This is a genomic window from Mucilaginibacter gracilis (genome assembly GCF_003633615.1).
GTDB lineage: Bacteria > Bacteroidota > Bacteroidia > Sphingobacteriales > Sphingobacteriaceae > Mucilaginibacter > Mucilaginibacter gracilis.
The window spans coordinates 4,500,019-4,520,536 of the sequence record NZ_RBKU01000001.1; the positions used below are offsets into that span (position 1 = coordinate 4,500,019).

Annotated in this window: 17 protein-coding genes; 8 read left to right on the plus strand and 9 right to left on the minus strand. The window is 41.4% G+C overall.

Annotated features, from left to right (window positions below):
* The first annotated feature begins 185 nt into the window (after positions 1–185).
* Positions 186–1,796, plus strand: coding sequence for a CTP synthase (locus tag BDD43_RS20005; protein WP_121199342.1), 1,611 nt, complete (start codon positions 186–188; stop codon positions 1,794–1,796).
* 23 nt (positions 1,797–1,819) lie between these two features.
* Positions 1,820–3,670 carry a membrane protein insertase YidC gene (gene yidC / locus BDD43_RS20010; protein WP_121199343.1) on the plus strand — a complete coding sequence of 617 codons (1,851 nt, stop codon included), beginning with the start codon at positions 1,820–1,822 and terminating at the stop codon, positions 3,668–3,670.
* Positions 3,671–4,265: 595 nt separating this feature from the next.
* Here the strand turns inward: yidC and BDD43_RS20015 are convergent.
* The gene (locus tag BDD43_RS20015; protein ID WP_121199344.1) at positions 4,266–4,766 is read right to left on the minus strand and encodes an FKBP-type peptidyl-prolyl cis-trans isomerase; all 501 of its coding nucleotides are present in this window, start codon (positions 4,764–4,766) and stop codon (positions 4,266–4,268) included.
* 67 nt (positions 4,767–4,833) lie between these two features.
* The gene (locus BDD43_RS20020) at positions 4,834–6,846 is read right to left on the minus strand and encodes a thioredoxin domain-containing protein (RefSeq protein WP_121199345.1); all 2,013 of its coding nucleotides are present in this window, start codon (positions 6,844–6,846) and stop codon (positions 4,834–4,836) included.
* 166 nt (positions 6,847–7,012) lie between these two features.
* Between BDD43_RS20020 and BDD43_RS20025 the strand changes: the two genes are divergently transcribed.
* Positions 7,013–8,110, plus strand: coding sequence for a mandelate racemase/muconate lactonizing enzyme family protein (locus BDD43_RS20025; protein WP_121199346.1), 1,098 nt, complete (start codon positions 7,013–7,015; stop codon positions 8,108–8,110).
* Between the two features lie 5 nt (positions 8,111–8,115).
* Here the strand turns inward: BDD43_RS20025 and BDD43_RS20030 are convergent, their stop codons facing one another.
* The 3 genes from BDD43_RS20030 to BDD43_RS20040 all read right to left on the minus strand — a co-directional run bounded on the left by BDD43_RS20030 (position 8,116) and on the right by BDD43_RS20040 (position 13,074).
* Entirely contained in the window at positions 8,116–11,184 is a 3,069-nt protein-coding gene (locus BDD43_RS20030) for a PAS domain S-box protein (protein WP_121199347.1), read from the minus strand.
* A gap of 149 nt (positions 11,185–11,333) precedes the next feature.
* Complete coding sequence (locus tag BDD43_RS20035; RefSeq protein WP_121199348.1) at positions 11,334–12,425, minus strand: DUF3810 domain-containing protein; 1,092 nt, start codon at positions 12,423–12,425, stop codon at positions 11,334–11,336.
* A 106-nt stretch (positions 12,426–12,531) separates the two neighbouring features.
* Entirely contained in the window at positions 12,532–13,074 is a 543-nt protein-coding gene (locus BDD43_RS20040) for a pyridoxamine 5'-phosphate oxidase family protein (RefSeq protein ID WP_121199349.1), read from the minus strand.
* A gap of 150 nt (positions 13,075–13,224) precedes the next feature.
* On the opposite strand from BDD43_RS20040, the gene BDD43_RS20045 reads away from it, so the two are divergent.
* Positions 13,225–14,217, plus strand: coding sequence for a Gfo/Idh/MocA family protein (locus tag BDD43_RS20045; protein ID WP_121199350.1), 993 nt, complete (start codon positions 13,225–13,227; stop codon positions 14,215–14,217).
* A 205-nt stretch (positions 14,218–14,422) separates the two neighbouring features.
* Positions 14,423–14,785 carry a hypothetical protein gene (locus BDD43_RS20050; protein WP_147425691.1) on the plus strand — a complete coding sequence of 121 codons (363 nt, stop codon included), beginning with the start codon at positions 14,423–14,425 and terminating at the stop codon, positions 14,783–14,785.
* On the opposite strand, the gene BDD43_RS20055 is transcribed toward BDD43_RS20050, so the two are convergent.
* From BDD43_RS20055 to BDD43_RS20070, 4 genes are all read right to left on the minus strand, one after another.
* On the minus strand, positions 14,760–16,007 hold the full coding sequence (locus tag BDD43_RS20055; protein WP_121199352.1) for a glutamate-5-semialdehyde dehydrogenase: 1,248 nt from the start codon (positions 16,005–16,007) through the stop codon (positions 14,760–14,762). The genes BDD43_RS20050 and BDD43_RS20055 overlap by 26 nt on opposite strands.
* An 11-nt stretch (positions 16,008–16,018) precedes the next feature.
* A complete protein-coding gene (gene proB, locus BDD43_RS20060) occupies positions 16,019–17,053 on the minus strand; it encodes a glutamate 5-kinase (RefSeq protein ID WP_121199353.1) in 1,035 nt (344 codons plus the stop codon).
* A 72-nt stretch (positions 17,054–17,125) separates the two neighbouring features.
* A complete protein-coding gene (locus tag BDD43_RS20065; protein ID WP_121199354.1) occupies positions 17,126–17,425 on the minus strand; it encodes a hypothetical protein in 300 nt (99 codons plus the stop codon).
* Between the two features lie 34 nt (positions 17,426–17,459).
* A complete protein-coding gene (locus tag BDD43_RS20070; protein WP_121199355.1) occupies positions 17,460–18,464 on the minus strand; it encodes a zinc dependent phospholipase C family protein in 1,005 nt (334 codons plus the stop codon).
* A 76-nt stretch (positions 18,465–18,540) separates the two neighbouring features.
* Between BDD43_RS20070 and BDD43_RS20075 the strand changes: the two genes are divergently transcribed.
* From BDD43_RS20075 to BDD43_RS20085, 3 genes are read left to right on the plus strand one after another with little or no spacing between them, the layout of a single operon-like run.
* Positions 18,541–18,912, plus strand: coding sequence for a DUF4174 domain-containing protein (locus BDD43_RS20075; protein WP_162847121.1), 372 nt, complete (start codon positions 18,541–18,543; stop codon positions 18,910–18,912).
* A gap of 11 nt (positions 18,913–18,923) precedes the next feature.
* Positions 18,924–19,718: an SDR family NAD(P)-dependent oxidoreductase gene (locus tag BDD43_RS20080; RefSeq protein WP_121199357.1), complete on the plus strand. Its 795-nt coding sequence runs from the start codon at positions 18,924–18,926 to the stop codon at positions 19,716–19,718.
* Positions 19,719–19,739: 21 nt separating this feature from the next.
* Entirely contained in the window at positions 19,740–20,378 is a 639-nt protein-coding gene (locus BDD43_RS20085; protein WP_246001677.1) for a fasciclin domain-containing protein, read from the plus strand.
* Positions 20,379–20,518 lie beyond the last annotated feature (140 nt).

Genomic DNA, 20,518 nt, shown 5'->3' on the forward strand with positions numbered 1-20,518 from the left:
TGTTTTGCTATTACCCATGTGCCTTTTTAACAAGCTGTTAGTTACGGCAGTATCATTTGCCTTGTAAAATCGGTGTCGTTTTACCAACACATCGGGCAAATCCCAAATAATTTTTTACCTTTGCATCCCGTACACAAACAATTTCTGTTCTCCATTCATCGGGTACCGAAATTCAAAAAAAACATATGACTAAATATATTTTTGTTACGGGCGGCGTTACCTCGTCGTTAGGGAAGGGTATTATTTCTGCATCACTGGCCAAATTACTACAGGCACGTGGTTACCGGGTTACCATCCAAAAATTTGACCCTTACATTAACATCGATCCCGGAACATTAAACCCCTACGAACACGGTGAATGCTACGTTACCGAAGACGGTGCCGAAACCGACCTTGACCTTGGGCACTACGAGCGTTTTTTAAATACGCCAACATCAAAAGCCAATAACATTACTACAGGCCGTATTTACCAAAACGTAATCAACCGCGAACGCGAAGGTGCGTTTTTAGGTAAAACAGTACAGGTAGTTCCGCACATTACCGATGAGATTAAACGCAACTTCCGCATACTGGGCGAAACCGGCGAGTATGATGTTGTAATAACCGAGATTGGCGGCACCGTGGGCGATATCGAATCGTTACCATTTATTGAGGCTGTGCGCCAGTTTAGGTGGGAGCATGGGCAAAATGATTCGCTCGTTATCCATTTAACCCTTATTCCATTTTTAGCTGCTGCGGGCGAGTTAAAAACCAAGCCAACCCAACACTCTGTTAAAATGTTGTTGGAGTATGGTATCCAACCAGATATTTTGGTTTGCCGTACCGAGCATCATATCAATATGGACATCCGTAAAAAGATAGCCTTATTTTGTAACGTAAATGTTAACGCGGTTATCGAATCGATAGATGCATCAACCATTTACGATGTGCCGTTGCTGATGCTTAAAGAGCAATTAGATAAAACAGTAATGAGCAAGCTCAAGCTATCGAGCAAAAACGAGCCTAATTTAGAACGCTGGAAAGACTTTTTAGGCCGCCTGAAAAACCCAACTGCCGAAATACGCATTGGCCTGGTTGGTAAATATGTTGAATTGCCGGATGCCTATAAATCCATCACCGAATCGTTTATACATGCCGGCGCGCAAAATGAGTGCAAGGTACGGGTAGAATGTATTAGCTCGGAGCAATTAACACCCGAAAACGCTGTTGACCGTTTGAAAGGCCTGCATGGTATATTGGTTGCGCCTGGCTTTGGCGTGCGCGGCATTGAGGGTAAAATAGAAGCTATACGTTACGTGCGCGAAAACAATATTCCGTTTTTTGGTATTTGCCTGGGCATGCAGTGCGCCGTGGTTGAATTTGGCCGCAACGTATTGGGATTAAAAGATGCACACAGTGTTGAAATGAACCCCGATACCCCCTACCCGGTTATCAACATGATGGAGGAACAAAAAAAGATTACTGCCAAAGGCGGCACCATGCGCCTGGGTGCATATGCCTGCCAAATTAAAAAGAACAGTAAAGCGGCAGCTATTTACGGCCAATTAAACATCTCCGAAAGGCACCGCCACCGTTACGAATTTAATAACGATTACCTTAAACAATACGAAAGCGCCGGAATGATACCATCGGGAATGAACCCCGAAAACAACCTGGTTGAAATTGTAGAGCTTAAAAATCACCCGTTTTTTGTGGGTGCGCAATTTCATCCGGAATTAAAATCAACGGTTGCTAATCCTCACCCACTTTTTGTTAACTTTGTGGCCGCTGCGCTGGTTTATGCCCGTAAAAAATAGCAGCTTGTTACGTACTTATTACAATGGATAAAAATACTTACACAGGATTATTCCTGATTATGCTGATACTTTTTGGCTCATTTTACCTGATGAAGCCGAGTGAAGCCGAACTTAAAAAAGCACAAATAGCCGCACATGCCGACTCGTTAAAAAGAGCCGGAATTAAAACAGCCGCTGTAGTTCCGCAAGCCGATTCGGTTAAAAAACCCAAAGTTGTTGATTCTGCCTTATTGAAAACTGCGTTTGGCGCAGCTACAGTAGGTGATGATAAACTGGTTACCGTACAAAATAAAGAATTACTGGTAAAAGTTTCAACACTTGGTGGCCGCGTTCAGTCGGTAGAGTTAAAGAGATTTAAAACTTTTGATGGCAAACCACTCATACTGTTTGATGGTGCCAATAACCATTTTGGTTTAAATTTTATTGCCGGCAATAAAAAAATCAACACCAACGATTTGTATTTTAAACCATCATCCGCGGGTTTAAACTCAGCCGGTGCCGATTCTACAATTACCTTCCGTTTAAATTACAGTGCCACCCAATACATCGACTATGTTTACACCCTTAGTCCGTTAGGTTATAAATTGGGCCTCACTATAAAAGAGGTTGGCTTAGATAACGTTGTAGCTGATAATAAAACTATCGACATCAACTGGCAATCGAGCATGCTCAAAACCGAAAAGGACATGGGTATGGAGCGCCAGTATTCAACCGTTACGTATAAAAATACCGAAGACGATGTATACAACCTAAGCGTAACCGGCGATGAAGCCAAAACCATTGCCGATAAAAAGGTGCAATGGGTATCGTTTAAACAGCACTTTTTTTCAAACGTGTTGATTTATAAAGACGGGTTTACTAAATCAGACCTCCGTGTAAGCCTCGATACCAGTAATAAAACCGAGGTTAAGCAGATGCTGGCCAGCTTGCAAATACCTGCTAATACAGCCGGTGTTTACCCGATGGAGTTTTATTTTGGGCCAAACGAGTTTAAAACATTGAAGGCGCAAGGTTATAACCTTGATAAACAAATTGATTTAGGTTGGGTATTGTTTAAATACATTAACAGGTATGTAGTATTAGTTGTATTCGACTTTTTGAAACAGTTTGGCTGGAACTATGGTATTGTTATCCTGATATTGACAATTTTGCTTAAACTGGTACTATCGCCGCTTACCTATAAATCGTACCTATCCATGGCTAAAATGCGTGTGCTAAAGCCCGAGATGGACGAGATAAAAGCCAAAGTTGGCGAGGATAACCCTACCCTGCTACAGCAGGAATACATGAAGCTTTACAAAAAGGCTGGAGTTAACCCCCTGGGTGGCTGCTTGCCCATGGTGCTGCAATTGCCAATTGTATTTGCTTTTCTGCGGTTTTTCCCGGCTTTGTTTGAGTTACGCGGCCAAAGCTTTTTGTGGATGAAGGATTTATCAACCTATGACGATTTGATTAAATTTGGAACCACCATACCTTTACTGGGCGATCACCTAAGTTTAATGTGTTTGTTGATGACTATTTCAACATTTATTTACACTTACTTTAACAACCAAATATCGGGCGCAAGCGGCCAAATGAAGTATATTGGGTACATTACACCTGTTATATTCATTTTTGTACTAAACAAATACCCTGCGGGTTTAAATTATTATTACTTTTTGGCAAACATGTTAACCTTTGCCCAACAGTATTTAATACGCCTGATGGTTGATGATAAAAAAATACACGCCCAAATACAGGATAACAAAAAGAAACCTGAAGATAAAACTAAAAAGAAAGGCGGTTTTGCCGCTAAAATGGAAGAACTGATGCGCCAGCAACAACAAGTAAAGCAAGCACCGGCATCAACCACACCACCCAAAAAACTGAAGTAAGCGAGCCTTACTTTTATAAACTAATAAAGGGGAAAAACGTTGCGTTTTTCCCCTTTATTAGTTTATTGGTTTTTTACAGTAAAACGTGTAATTGCTGTAAGGAAACAACCGCACCGATACATTTCCGCCCCCTCTATAGTTTGCGATTGCCGCGCTATCGCTACCCATAACGTTTTTAATTTCAAGCTATGGAGTTACTATTGCAACATTTTTTTAACTCCGGATGAGTTAAAGGTCGGTAGAAAAAACGCCCGGCAATTAGTTCGTGCCGGCGGTACGATACCTGGCCGGTTTCTATCGCGAACAATAATAGTTTGTTAAGTATTGTCACCTACGGCGCAAAAGGATTAGATATTTTGTTTTCTACCGGGCTATTGCACCTAACGGCGCAGTATTGGGTACAATCAATACCGGAGGGGCTGTCAAAAGACAGTTGTATAGGCTATCACTTTTTCGTTATTTCAGGCTTCAGAAGATTCGGGATTTTATAACTGGCAACAACACAGCCCGTTTTTAATTTCGCCCAAATAATAACGGGCCATTGCTGATTAGATTACAGCAATGACCCGTTTTGTTTTTATTGTATAATAAATTTTTAGTGCTGATGATGACCATCTGCTCCGTGTGCATGGCCGTGCGAAAGTTCTTCGGGAGTGGCAGGGCGCACATTTAAAATATTACCTTTAAAATGCAGGGCCTGGCCAGCCATAGGGTGGTTTAAGTCAACAATTACAGCGTCTTCGGCAATTGATACTACCTGGCCTTGAAAATGATGACCTTCGTTATCCTGTAAAGGTAAAACGCTGCCAATTTCGGGCACATCCGTTCCGTTAAACATTTCTTTAGGCAGGTTAGCCACAGCTTCTTCGTCATATTGGCCGTAAGCATCTTCGGCACTCAGGCGAAATTCGTAATCATCACCGGTTGATAAGGTACTCAAATGCTCTTCAAACTTAGGCAGCATTTGGCCTGCTCCGTATAAAAAGGTTAATGGTTGCTCTTGAGTTGCACTTTCTACTAATCCTTCAGTACCATCTTCCTGGTTAACATACAGGTCGTAAGTAAGCGAAACTACGTGTTGGGGTTCAATCTTCATTATTATGTTTTTTGTGTTTTTAAATTAATCGGAATAAAAAATCCGCGGCTACCCCGCCGCAAACCATTTAATCCCAACCTTTTATTTGTTGAAATGCCGCCTCAGCCTCTGTTACCGGCAATTGGCAGGTTTTATTAACACAAACATATATTTGAGTTTGTGCCGTAAACTTATCATGCAACAAAGGTAAACTTCCTTTTGTTCCGCCCAAGATAATTTTATTGGGGATGTACTTTTTTTCTATCTCAATACGCTTAATTTCGGCATCATGGCCCGTAATGGCAATTTCATAAGTGCTCATTATATCATCAAGCATCAGCATGGCCCAGTTGGAGTATGCCGAACCATATTTAGCCATTAGCTTTTTAATGTTGCGCAGCAGTTGGGCGGCAAGTGCCTCATATTCGGTATTATCAAAAAATAAGCTTAATTTTTTAAGGTTGCGCGCCATTACCGAGTTTGATGCCGGTATTACATTATCCATCACCTCAAATTTGCGTGCTATCAGTTGCTCGCCATTGTCGGGCGTGTAAAATAGCATTCCGGTAGCGTTGTCATAAAAATAATCAAGCGCATATTCGGTTAAGGCTTTGGCTAATTGCAGCCAATTTTCATCAAACGTAACTTCGTAAAGCGCTATAAAAGCATCTGCCAACATAGCGTAATCATCCAAAAACGCTATACCATCATTTGCGTTTAGTTTATTGTAAACGCGGCTTATTTGCTTGTTATCGCTAATTAAATTGTTTTTTATAAAATGGGCATTTTTTAGTGCCATTTCTAAATAAGCAGGCTCGTTAAAGGCACGGTAAGCATCGCAAAGCCCTTTAAGCATAAGGCCGTTCCACGATGTTAGTATTTTATAATCAAGCCCAGGCCTTACACGGCTACTCCTGGCCTGGAGCATTTTAACGCGGAGTTGGGCTATTTTATCAACTAAAGCATCAACCGGGATACCAAGTTTATGCGCTAATAATTCATCCTCATCGTTACGGAAAAATATATTAGTATGCTCTTCGGCCCAGTTACCATCGGCGGTAACGTTGTAATATATAGCAAATAAACCAGCATCGTCGCCCAATATTTCTTCAATCTCTGGCAGGGTAAAAGTGTAAAACTTGCCCTCTACCCCTTCACTATCGGCATCAAGTGCCGAATAAAAGCCGCCCTCCGGCGATGTGAGTTCGCGTTTTATAAAGGCAATGGTTTCGTCAACTATATTTTTATAAAGCTTATCTCCGCACCAGGTATAGGCTTCGGAGTACAAACTGATGAGTTGGGCATTATCATATAACATTTTCTCAAAGTGCGGTACGTGCCAATGCCCGTCTACCGAGTATCGCGCAAAGCCACCGCCAATATGGTCGTAAATGCCGCCCTTGGCAAGCTTTTCTAAGGTAAGCCTAACTATAACATTGGTTTCCTCATCCTTCATTAAATGAGCGTAACGCATTAAAAACTGCCAGTTATTGGGCATCGGGAACTTGGGAGCCCTGTCCATTCCACCTTCTTTGAAATCAAAATATTTGCTCCAGGGTTTAACAATAGCTTGTAAGTCGGCAGGGGTATTTTCCATGTGCTCGTTAACAAAACTAATGTTTTCATACTGGTGTATACCTTCGGTTAACTTCACAGCATATTCTTCGGCCTCCTGTGGTTTTTGTTCCCAAAAATTGGCGAGGTTAAAAAGTAGCCCCATCCAATCGGTTTTAGGGAAGTATGTGCCCCCGTAAATGGGCCGTTGGTCGGGCAGGCAAATACAATTTAAGGGCCAACCGCCACGGCCGGTCATTAACTGCACGGCGCTCATGTATATCTGGTCAATATCGGGTCGCTCTTCGCGGTCAATTTTAATACAAACAAAATGGTCGTTCATGATTTCGGCCACCTGCTCATCCTCAAAGCTCTCATGTTCCATAACATGGCACCAATGGCAGGCTGAATAGCCAATACTAACCAGGATAAGCTTGTTTTCGTCTTTAGCCTTTTGTAAAGCTTCGGCGCCCCACGGAAACCAGTTAACCGGGTTATTGGCATGCTGAAGTAAATATGGCGAAGTTGAATTTGATAGTTTGTTCATTGTAGATGTGCAAATGAGTAAATGTGCGAATGTGCAAATTGTTTTTCAATTTTTTAATGTTATAAGGCATTTGCACATTTACTCATTCGCACACAAGCACATTGATTTGCACATTTACCCATTCGCACACCTACACATTCACTGGTACATTTATTATCTTAGCGTTATGCAAATTACCTATATTGATATTTACCGTTTCAGCATACCTATGGAACCGTTTACCATTGCCACCGGAACTATGGATTATGCGCAAAATACATTTATACGCGTGCATACCGATGCCGGTTTTTATGGTGTTGGCGAATGCTCGGCCTTCCCGATGATTGTTGGCGAAACGCAGGATACCTGCCTGGCTATGGCGCGCGAATTTGCCAAGTTATGGCGAGGTAAAGACCCTTTAAATATACCCGAAAGGCTACAGCAACTACACAACTTTACCGCCGGTAACGCAACTATAAAAAGCGCATTTGATATGGCACTTTATGATATTGCTGCAAAGGATGCCAATTTACCACTTTACCAATTTTTAGGTGGCGAAATACGCGAGGTTGAAACGGATATAACCATAGGCATTGGCGAGCCCGGTAAAATGGCACAAAAAGCTGTAGAGTTTAAACAAAGCGGTGCAACTATACTTAAAGTTAAATTGGGCAAAGATGCCAAACAAGACGTTGAACGTATTAAACTAATACGTGAAGCCGTTGGCCCGGATTTAAAAATACGTATAGACGCTAACCAGGGTTGGGATTTTGACGATGCTGTTTATGCATTGCAAAACATGTTTCATTACGATGTTGAATTTTGCGAACAACCAATGCGTACCTGGTATGATGACCTGTTGCCCCGTTTAAAGGAACTATCCCCTATCAAAATTATGGCCGACGAAAGTGTGTATAACCATCACGATGCGCACAAACAAATCAACAGCGGGTCGTGCGAATACATTAATATTAAATTCGCAAAATCGGGTGGGATAAACGAAGCCATCAAGATACATAACTTGGGTGCAGAACATGGCGTTGCCTGCATGATGGGCGGTATGCTTGAAAGCCGCATTGCCGCAAGCGCACAGCTACATTTTGTTTACGCCAGCCCGAATATTAGTTTTTACGATATGGATACCTGTATGCTGGGCCACCTGGCAGACCCCTGCATTGGCGGCCTAACATACAAGGGTTATTTTTTATCGCTACCACATGCAATTGGTATTGGCGCGGATGCCGACGAGGCATTTTTAACCAAATGCGAGCATTGGAAAATATAAGATAACTAATTTACGGCATGCAATAGCTTATTAGCTTTTGATATTTTACTGTAGTGCGCAATTTTACGGTACAACTCGTCGGGGTTAAAGGGTTTGCTAATATAATCATCCATACCCACTATAAATGCCCTGTCTTTATTATCCAACATGGCCGATGCTGTTAGGGCTATAATGGGTAATTTTCGATATTTATATGCCGGCTCAAGTTTGCGTATTTCTTGGGTGGCTGTATAACCATCCATTTCTGGCATTTGCAAATCCATTAATATCATATCATAGTCGTTGGCTTGGGTGAGTTTTACAGCCAGTTCGCCATTTTCGGCAACATCGCATTCCACGTCCCATTGTTTTAAAAACTGCTTAGCCAGCAAAATATTAATCTGGTTATCCTCGGCCAATAAAATGCGTGTGCCCAACAAACTTCCCTGTACAACAGGTGATTGCCTTGATACGCTCGACTCTAACTTTAAGTTGCTATTGGCAAAGGTTAAGTTAAACGAGAATGTTGAGCCTACGCCTGGCTCGCTTTGTAATTTAATAAAACTACCCTGCATTTCCAGCAGGCGTTTGGTAATAGTAAGCCCTAAACCTGTACCGCCATACTTACGTGTTGTATCCGAACTGGCTTGTGTAAAACTCTCAAATATAGATGCCTGCTTATCTAAGGGTATGCCAATGCCGGTATCTTTAACCTCAAAGCCAATAGTTGCCGATTGTTCGGTTTGGTTAATTAGCGACGCTGTTACCGTTACCTTGCCATAATTGGTAAATTTTAAGGCATTGCTAATTAAGTTGGTTAATATTTGGCCCAACCTAACCGGATCGCCAATTACGGCATGAGGCAAATCGTCTTCTATCATCAGCTTAAGCTGGATATTTTTCTCAATAGCGCGCTGTTCCATAGCGGCCCTTATATTGCGAATGAGGTCTTTAACGCTAAAATCAACGTTTTCAAACTCCAGCTTACCGGCTTCTATCTTACTAAAATCCAATATATCATTAATGAGCACCAACAGGTTTTCGCCCGAAAACTTTAATATTTTAAGGTACTCTTCCTGGTCTTTGCGCGGGTTTTGCAACAACAAGTGCGTAAAGCCAATAACCGCATTCATGGGCGTGCGTATCTCGTGGCTCATGGTAGAGAGAAACTGAGTTTTAGCCTGAGCGGCGTTTTCGGCCTGCTCTTTTGCTTTTATCAGGGCCTGCTCGGCCTCTTTACGCTCGGTTATTACTTCGGTAAACATAATGATTCCGCCTATTTCGTCTTTTTCAAACCAAGGCCTTATTTCCCATCTAAACCATTGCACTTTGCCATTTTTACGCACATAGCTATCTTCAACCTCACCAATTATTTCGCCGTGCAGGCCCCTGTCATGAAATTCCTTCCACCGCAACGACGAGTCCGGGAAGAGGTCGTAGTGCCGCACCCCTACAATGTTTTTACGCTCCAGCTTATAATCTTTTTTCCAGATGTCGCTTGCAGCTATATATCGCATTTCTTTATCAAAAATAGCAATGGCAGCCGGCGAAACCTCTATAAAGGTATTCAGTTGCTTTTGCTTTAGGCGAATTGCTTCTTCGGCCAGTTTATAGGCCGTTATATCAATAATTGCACCGTATAATCTTGTTACCGCTCCATACTCGTTAAATTGGGGTTTGCCAATTGCCTGTATGTACTTTATACCGCCGGTTTTAGGAAAAATGCGCAAATCAAAATCGGATGTTTTACCACCTTTTACGGCCATTTTTATGGCACTTTTGTATTTATCGCGATCGTCGGGGTGAATGAGCTGATCAAAATCGTGGGTTTGCGGGCCGGTACCAACAGGTTCAAATCCAAATATCCGAAAGGCCTCCGCCGACCAATAATTTTTTCCGGTTACAAGGTCTATCTCCCAGCTCCCACTATGGGTTAATTCCTGGGTTTCGTATAGCAATGCTTCATTTTTCCGCAGCTTCTCCTCAGCTTGTTTACGCAGGGTGATGTCGTGCCAAACAACCAGCAACACCTCTTTATGCCTTATAGAAACGGGGTTGAGGGTAACCTCAATAAATAATTCGGTGCCATCCTTACGCTTGTGCATCCACTCAAACTGGTGTACCCCCTTTTCGTGGGCAAGCCTATCCATCTCTTTCGATTTTTCGTGGGATAACTGTCCGTCTGGTTGATATTGGGGCGAAAAATCAGCCGGGTGATGTGACATTAACTCCGATTTATCCGAGTAACCCATCATCTCGACAGCAGCATTGTTGCAATCAATTATTCCTGTTTCGTCAAACAGTAAATGTGCATCTGTAGAAAATTCGAAAATAACCCTGTGCTGCTCTTCAATATCTTTTTGATACGTTATATCCTGAAAAACGCCATATAAGCGTTTAGGCTTGCCATTTTTTTTAATGATATTACCGCTAGATCGTACCCATAATAAATTACCCTTGGCCGTTAGCATGGGCAGTTCAACCTGGTAAGGTTCGCCTGTTGCAATGGTTTTATCAACTGCAGCCTTTATTACCGGCCTGGAAACAGGGGTGTAAAAATTTATGGCCGTCTGTAAATCAATACCATCTTCAACGTCCATCTCATGCATATGATAAACTTCGGAAGACCAGGTTAATTTACCAGTTACCAGGTTAATTTCCCAGGTGCCTATTTTGGCCAGCTTACCGGTTTCACTCAGCAAACGCTTAGCTTTATTTAGCTTTAGTTGTAATTTTTTAACCGGGGTAATATCTATAAATGCACAATTAAGGGTATTATTAGTATGAGTTACCTGGGCTTTTATTAATTTCCGGATGTTGGGCGCTACGGTAACTTTTCCCTCCCATTCAAAATCATGTTGCTGTTTTAATGCCGAAATTAATGTTTCCCTGTCGGCTTCGTCAATCACATTAAGTAACTTGTTTGCATCGGCTATAATATCATCTGCTGGCACGTCAAATAGCTGCTGCGCATTTTTATCTATAGTTATAATGTTAATTTCACCACCGGCAGAAACCCCGTACCGAAAAAAAGTTAGTTCGATACTTTTAAAAAGAGGTTTTCCTGATTGCAAAATTTGTTTTTTTAAACTCATCTAAAATTTAGGTTATGGCCACTACCTTTTTTAGGTATAGATAGCCAATAATAATAATAAAATCAAAATACTGATGTTTTAAATTGGTAGTTAGTTGATACTGACTTGAACGTATGTAAATTAAGAAGGTTGCCTTTATTTAAGTTATTTTATGGCTCCTTTTTACAGTACCAGGCCATAACCAGGCGTATCATTCGGTTATAAGTTTTTAAGCCTTGCGGCTGATTGTTGCTTTTTAGATAGTTATCGTACAAAATGCTGCCGAATATACCTGCCTTACCTTCAAAACTTTTCCAATAAAGCCGGTCGTGCTTACGGTCGCTACGTACCTGTGGCGATATATTTGTTTTGAGCTTTTTATAACTTAAACTATCTTTTAAAAAAACTGTAAGCATAAACTCCTCCATCCCGCTGTAATAAGCCGAATACCGCAACAAACGATTGTGCGAACCAATACCTGCTACAAAACCGCCAAAATTAGCTTCATCCTCGGCGCCAAAGCCCATTTGATGTGTCATTTCGTGGCAGGCGGTAAATGGGCGCAAAAAAACAGGCATCTGGTAATTCATCTGCGCCTCGGAAGTAAATGGGTTGTAGTCGCCTTCGGTACCCAAATAATTCATAAAAAAAGTAAGTAACGACGATTTTATTTTGGGATGAATAGCGGGGAAATATTTTGACTGTTTTGAGAGGGTATCTATAGCGTTTGCTGCCGTTTGATAAATAGCTGCGTTATTTTGCAACGTATCTTCGCTGGTTAAACGGGCCCTGCTTGCGTTTGCGCTATCAATAAGCATTGCGGTTACCTGTTTTATATCCTCAAAACTGTACGACGTATCTTGCAGATTTAGCCTTTTTGCTGCCGACGGACGGAAATAATTTAATCCCCAAAAAATATAAAACACCACAATTAAAGCTTGTACAACTATAATTACTTTAAGCAAACAAATAAACATTAACCTAAAGCGGCGCAATACCAATAAACGGATAATTTTGATAAGAACGTACAGCAGATAAACAATAAGGAGGATATAAAATACATCGCCAACGCTAAACGGAAACAAATTAAATACCGGATGCAGCACCCAACAAATACCCAAATACAAGCTACCCGAATAGTAGCGTTCTACAGCCGTAGGGTGGTTCATAAAAAGCACCATCAATACCCATATTGCGGCTAAAACCACAATAATTGCAATTTTTGATTGGATGGGGCCTTTGCTGTATTTGAAACGGATCATTTTTTGTATCCTTCAAATATAGCTTTTCGGAAATAAAAATCCCCGGTAAAAATTATACCGGGGAATTATAACAATGCCGTTAAATTAAAGGCATTGCCGTGGCTTTTTATTCGCCAACATTAAGCGTGCCTTCTATCGAGTCGTCCATTGTTTTGCCTGTTACCAGGGATGCCGCCATTTTAGCAAATTGAACAATAGAACCATGCTTATTATCCCAGTAATAACCTTGAAGCGGACTAACCTTAATGGTAGTTATCAACGGATCGTCTATACCGCCCTGAAACCATACTTTGGCGATGGGGTCCCAAATTTCTTCAATTTTGGCTTTGTCGTTACCAATTTCGGCCATGCCATAAATATTGACGAAACCGGTATGAGCCGATGCCTGATAAAACAGATGCACAAAAGGGTCGGCGGTAATTTCTTTGTTGTGTTCGCTGTCTTTAGCACTCAAAAACCAAAGGTTACCCTGGTCATCAACCTGCTGGGTAGACATTGGCCTGGCCGAAACAGGTAAACCTGTTTTAATACTGGTAATAAAAAAGCAAGAGTCAGCTTTTTTGGTTAGTTCCCTTATTTTTTCAATGGCCTCAGTTCCTTCCAGCGGCTTAATATGTTCTTCTTGTTGCGTTGCATTTATGGTATCCATAGTTTTTATTTTTTTTATAGATTAGATAACCGTTAAACTTATAGTTTGTGTGATTTATTTTAATTAAAAAGATAATAATAGTCCGTAATAAGAAATTGATGCTTCTGCCACAAGTTTATACCTTTGCTATTCGTTATAAAAACAAGCACTATGAACAAGGTACGTTGGGGAATATTAAGCACGGCTAAAATTGGCCGTGTACAGGTAATACCGGCTATGCAAAAAAGCCAGTATGCACAGGTTGTTGCCATTGCTTCGCGCGACAAGCAAAAGGCGGAAGAAACTGCCAATGATTTGGGAATTTTTAAAATATATGACGACTACGAAGCCCTACTGGCCGACCCTGATATTGATGCTATTTACAACCCGCTACCCAACCATTTACACGTGCCTTATACCATTAAAGCTTTGCAGGCCGGTAAACATGTGCTTTGCGAAAAACCAATTGCCTTAACGGCTCGCGAAGCTCAACAGCTATTTGATGCCTGCCAGCAATACCCGCAACTTAAAGTAATGGAAGCTTTTATGTACCGTTTCCACCCGCAATGGCTCAAAGCCAAACAACTGGTTGATGCTGGTTTATTAGGCGAGGTAAAAACGATAAACGCGTTTTTCTCCTATTTTAACAATGATGCCGCCAACATCCGCAATAAGCCCGAAACTGGTGGCGGCGCGCTGATGGATATTGGATGCTATTGCATCTCGTTTCCGCGTTACATAATAGGCACCGAACCACAACGCGTTACAAGCCTAATTGACTTTGATCCGGAAATGAAAACCGACCGCCTAACATCGGGTTTGTTAGATTTTGGGAACGGCGTAACGGCAACCTTTACCTGCTCTACACAATTACAACCTTACCAGCGCGTAAACATATTTGGTACCAAAGGCCGCTTAGAAATTGAGATACCGGTTAACGCCATAGCCGATGAACCCGCCCGTTTATGGCTACAAAATAACAGCGAAATTAAAGAGATGCTAACCGACCCCGTTAACCAATACACTATACAAACCGATGAGTTTAGTAAAGCGATATTGAACAATACCCCCGTACCAACGCCATTAACCGACGCCGTAAATAACATGAAAGTTATTGATGCCTTGTTTGAGAGTGCTAAAAAGGAAAGTTGGATTAGTTTATAGCGATATTTGTTTTATGATGCCTTTTGCCGATATTTAAAGTATGGATACTTTTTATTTCAGTAAATCTAAAGCCATTACGAGGCTCTTACTTTGCTCGGTGTTCTTTTTGTTGTTTCTATACTGCGCTGTCATTTTGGTTTATAGGTGGGATGTAGCGCATCTTTATATGATTGTTTGGCCATTTATTTTATTGAGGCTACTAATTATGTCAGTTAGGATATTGCGTTTCGCAAATAGAAAATTACCGGCACTAATCGTCACCGATGAATACATTTACCTACTACACCCGGATACCAATAAGGAAGAAACTCTTCGATGGGAAGAAATTGAATTATTTAGGAAGCGCAAAGGTTTAGGTATTGAGAACGTTGAAATAAAGCTATTTTCTAATGACACAATCAAAAATTTACCCTGGGTAAAAAGAAAATGGAAATCCAGGCTGCTACATAGACTGTTCAATATCGATGTACTCAATTCGTCAAATGCAAATATTGTAAATAGCCTTGACTGGCACAGCCAGTTATTTTTTTTAAACCAACAATCTACCTTACCTGCCCATCTCCTCTAACAAACCATTTTTCGGTAACTAATTTTTCCAGGGCAAATGGGCCGCGTGCGTGCAGCTTTTGGGTTGAGATGCCAATTTCGGCACCCAGGCCAAAAACGCCGCCGTCGGTAAAGCGGGTTGATGCGTTAACATATACCGCCGCCGCATCTACCTCATTGATAAAACGTTCGGCTAAGGGTTTGTCTTCGGAGATTATCGCTTCCGAATGTTTAGATGAGTATTTGCCTATGTGTTCTAAAGCTTCGTCAATGCCGTTAACTATTTTAACGGAGCATTTAAAATCTAAAAATTCGCGACCAAAATCTTCGGCGGTAGCGTGTTGCAGGTACGGATATTGCAATTGGTTTAGTATTGCATAACTGTCGTCGTCGGCAAAAATTTCAACTTTATAATTAAGCAAACCAGGTGTGGCCAGCTTTAATAACTGTACTGCAACCTCCTCGTCAACCAATACTGTATCTAAAGCATTGCAAACCGACGGGCGGCTTACCTTGGCATTAACCACAATGGCAGCAGCATTATCAAGCAGGGCAGTTTTTTCAACGTAAGTGTGGCATACGCCGGCCCCGGTTTCAATTACGGGTACCATCGAGTTTTCGCGCACAAAATCAATCAACTGTTGCGATCCGCGGGGGATAATAATATCAATATACTTTACCGCAGTAAGCATTTCGGTAATATGCTTGCGGTCGGTTGGCAATAGTTGTACTATAGCTTGGTTTAAACCAAACTCCTTTAGTGTGCTGTGTATCAGGTTTACTAAACAAATGTTTGTGTTTAGTGCATCGCTGCCACCACGCAAAACGCAAACGTTGCCCGAGCGGATGCAAAGCGCAGCCACATCAATGGTGACGTTCGGCCTCGATTCGTAAATTACACCTACTACACCCAGCGGTACCGTTTTCTTTTGAATAAATAAGCCGTTTGCGGTGGTATGCTCCAAAGCAATTTGCCCAGCCGGATCGGGCAAGGCAGCAATGTCTTTAATACTGGTGCATAAATCGGCAATACGGGCATCATTCAACAAAAGCCTGTCCTTTTTTGGGTCAGTATCGGGCATTTTGTCCAGGTCCTTTTTGTTTTCCTCAATAATTAAAGCGTGGTTCTCCGAAAGGATAATAGCCAGGCGTTTTAAAAGGGCTTTCTTTTTATCGTCTTCCAACAGCTTAATGGCCGTTGATGCCTTATGTGCCTGGTATAGTAAATGCTGGATAGATTCCATAATTTTCGGTTTTATAATAAAACAATATCATCGGCATTGGCTATGGTTAGCTTTTGCGTTTTCATGTTGCCCGCAATCTCGTCCGATGATACTTTTGAACGGCCAACTGCTATAGTTACCAGGTTTTCGTCTAGTATCTCAATAACCTCGCCTTGTTCAAATTTATCAATAATGGCTTTTACACCTACTGCCAATAAACTGTGCCCGTTTTGTAATGCCTTGCATGCCCCGGCATCAATTTGCAGGCTACCGGTAACTAAGCTACCGCTTGCCAGCCATTTTTTACGGGCAGGCATAGAGCATTTCTGCGGATGGCACAGGGTGCCGGTTTCTTCCTTAATAGCGCTCAAAATACCATCGGTAGTGCTTATGCCAAATATAACTACCTTAATACCCATCCTGGTTGCCAGGCGTGCAAAGGTTAGTTTTGATACCATGCCGCCCAGACCCAATGCCGATTTTTCTTTATTAGCCAGGCCCAGGGCAGCTTTGTCTATTAGGGGTATAACAGGTATTACCTCGCCATTAGCATCAAGCACACCGGGGACCGATGTACTAAAAAGCAGTACCGAAGCACCAAAACCAACTGCAATTAAGGTAGCCAACTCATCATTGTCCGAAAACTTGAGTTCAAGGTTGCTTACCACATCGTTTTCGTTAGCTATGGGGATAATGTCATTGGCCCAAAGGTCCTCGTAGGTTTTTTTTAGCTGCAAAAACTGGTTGCGATTGCTAAAATGCTGCCTTTCGCAAAGGCTCTGTGCAATATTTATCCCGTAAGGCGCAAAAAAACCAGAGTATTTGTTTAGCAATAAGGGGTTCCCTATTGCGGCGGCGGCTTTACGCTCGCTAATGGTGCCGCTATAATTTTTTAATAATTTTTTACCGGCAGCTACTGCGCCGGAGGACACCATAACAATATGGTAATCCTGATGAATGCTTGCCACCTGGCGGGCAATGGTGGCCATTACGGTTTCATCCAGATCGCCATTTTTATGGGTGATAGATGCTGTTCCGAATTTGATAACGAGTATAGGCTTTGTCAATGTATGTTGTAAAATTGCCCAAATCTATAAAAAGACTATCAAAGTAGTCTATATTATTTTAAGTTCGCAATTTTACAACTGCTGTACTGCCTGTTGCTCACAGGCCCGTTTATAATTTTTATCTACGGTTTTAAATGTCCAATAGGCCATTAACATGCCACCAATGCCATACACAAGGATATTAACACAAAAATCAATCAGTTTAAACTGGTCGAAATGAAAACGCAATATCGCAAAAAAATAACAAATTACACCAACTGGCAAACCCTGGTATAAAAGTCCATTTTTAAAAACATAGCTCCATTTATTCAGCCTTTTTACGGCCCATTCTTCGGTGTAATATTTTATTTCCTTTTCGCTATATGTTCTCATTTATTTTTGTTCAGTTATTTCTGTTTAAATTTCGTTAAAACTCCTTTTCGCTTTTTAGGCCAAACAGTTTTCCGCTTTTAAATAAAACCCTGTCGTGCATTAAATTGGTAGCATTGCGTTGGGTAAGTTCGGTATTGTCTAAATCGGTTAAATCGGGTTTACCGGCATTTACCCAGGCAGTATAAATAAAACTGGCTGTTGATGCTATGGCGCCGCGCAATTGCCTTTCAACCATACCATTTAGTTTGGTATGATAAGCTTTTGAATATTCCGCTGTATGTATCACATCCGAATACATGTTAACCTTTACCTTGCCATTTTCCATTTCATACACATTACTGCCGCCAAATTGCTTCACCAAATCCCTGTCTACCTGTAAAAGTGTATCGGCTGTGCTGTTAGATGCCTTTACTATGCGCCAGGTTTCTTTTTGCACATCATCAATAAAACGCGGGCTGCCTGCATTATAATTATAGGTATTGCCAAACAATTCCGGCAGTTGGGCCTCAAATAAGCCGTGTATCCCTTTTTGGTTGGTGAGCTGGCCGTTATGGTTTTCGGATGTATGTAGCGGCATGTAGGCATCACCAATGTAATGGCCCAAATCGGCAGAAAGTAAAAGTATGTCCGATTTATGCTTGCCTTTAAAAGCGGCAGTTAGCTTCGCCATCATATCTTGAATATACCAGGGTAAAATACCGTGAGTAGTTAAAAATTTAGCGCCGTATTTGGTTTTGGCATCTTTTGTCGACCGGGGTATTTCGTCGTAATTACCATAGGCCTCTAAATGGATATGGTGCCGCGGAAATTCGGCGGTATCGCCAATGGTATATTTGCGCACGTCGGGCAGGTTTGCCTCTGTGGTAAAAAAATCAATATGGTTATAAAAAAAGCTTTGCATGGGCTGCGGCAAACTCATTACCACGGCGCGGTTAATATGTTCGTGCCCGTATTTGCCCCACGATATAAGGCTTAATGCAAGGCAAAAAATGGCTGTTTTATGCCATAAACGTAAATTTGGTTTTTTAAAAGTTGTCATGTTTAAACTGCTTAATCAAAAGTATGTAAAAGCTGTAACAATGTAGTTATTTTGTTGTTGTGGCTTTAACATGGCTATGCAAATTAAAATTTTGATAATCTTTGCGGCTTGCTTATGGTTTAAAAGCCAGGGGCCGGCTAACCATTGTGTTTTTATTTTTGCCGATAAAACCAACAATGCAGATTTAATTAGGCAAATTAATATTTTAAAAGCCGACCCAAACGGAACCAATAGTCGCAATATTATTTATAAAGTGGTTACCTATTCGGCAAACAATGCGGAGCATTACAAAAAATGGAAGGTATCAAACGTGCCATTTACGGTGATATTGATAGGTAATGATAACGGCGAAAAGCTACGGAGCCACCAGCCAGTTAGCCTGGCTAAAATATTTGAACTGGTTGACAATACTTCGCGAAGGCGTGAACAGGGACATCATAAACTTTAAATATACTTTTAATGGACTTGAATATTAAAAACAAAATTGCGCTGGTTACAGGCTCTACCGCCGGGATTGGTTTTGCAATAGCCAGGTTATTAGCCGCCGAGGGGGCAATGGTTTATATTAACGGGCGATCGTTCGATAAAATTGAAGCCGCCGTTAAACAATTAAAAACAGAAACAGGCAATAATAATATACAAGGCATTGCCTGCGATTTTTCGAAGCCTGCCGAGATTGAAAGCCTGTTGAGCCAACTTCCCGAAGTGGATATACTGGTTAACAACGTAGGAATATTTGAGCCTAAAGCCTTTGAGGAAATTAGCGATGCCGACTGGCTGAAGTTTTACGAGGTAAATGTTTTGAGTGGTGTTAGGCTTTCGCGGGTGTATTTCCCTAAAATGATTAAAAAGGATTGGGGACGTGTAATATTTATCAGCAGCGAATCGGCAATACAAATTCCAGCCGAGATGATACATTACGGCATGACAAAAACTGCACAATTAGCCGTATCTCGCGGTTTAGCCGAGTTAACTAAAGGCACCAATGTAACCGTAAATTCGGTTTTACCGGGGCCTACCCTGTCCGAAGGTGTTGGCGGTTTTATTGACGATCTGGCCAAAAATCAAAATAAATCAAAACAAGATGTTGAGCAGGATTTTTTTACCCACATGCGCCCAACCTCATTATTGCAACGTTTTATGACTACCGACGAAATTGCAAACCTGGTTGTTTATCTTTGCAGCCCCTTATCGGCAGGCACCAACGGTGCGGCCTTACGCGTTGATGGCGGCTTACTTAAAGGTGCCGTTTAACAATTTTAATATTTTTTGCAGATGATGATGAGATTTTTTTCGATAATAGTAGTTTCCCTTTGTGTTTCGTATACCTCAAACGCCCAACTTAAAGCAACGGCTAATACTACCACACAACAGGTTGCGCGTACCGGCGACACAACAAAAAGCACAGTTGCTAAACACGTTAAAACCCGAATGGTAGGCGGCGCACAAATGACATCAGATAAAGATATTGTTTATAATATTGTAAAATCAAAAGATCATACCACCTTAACAGGTACAATTGCTGTTTGCGGTTTATCAGAAACGCTTAAAAGCCGCGGCCCTTTAACCGTTTTTGCACCTACAAATGAAGCCTTTGCAAAGCTGGCCCCGGGCACTTTAGATACGCTATCAAAACCCGCGCATAATACCGATTTAACCAGGCTGTTAACCTACCACGTTATTAACGGGCGGCTTACATCAAAAGATATAGCTAAACAAATAGCCGCAGGCAAAGGCGAGGTGGTATTTGTTACCCTTACGGGCTCAAAGCTGCGTGCTAAAATAAACGGCGACAGAAATATAGTATTGATAGACGAAAAAGGCAACGAAGCAACTATTAGTCAATTTGATATTGAACAAAGCAACGGTATTATTGATGTTGTAACCAGCGTTTTGGTGCCCAATAGCAAATAATTTTTCATTATCATTTGTTTGTAAACTACGAGGCTCAAACAAACCAAATTAAATTATACTTCGTAATTTTATTAACAAACAATTGTAAGGTTATTAAAATAAAAGCAACTAAGCTTTAAAATGTAATTACTTACATAACC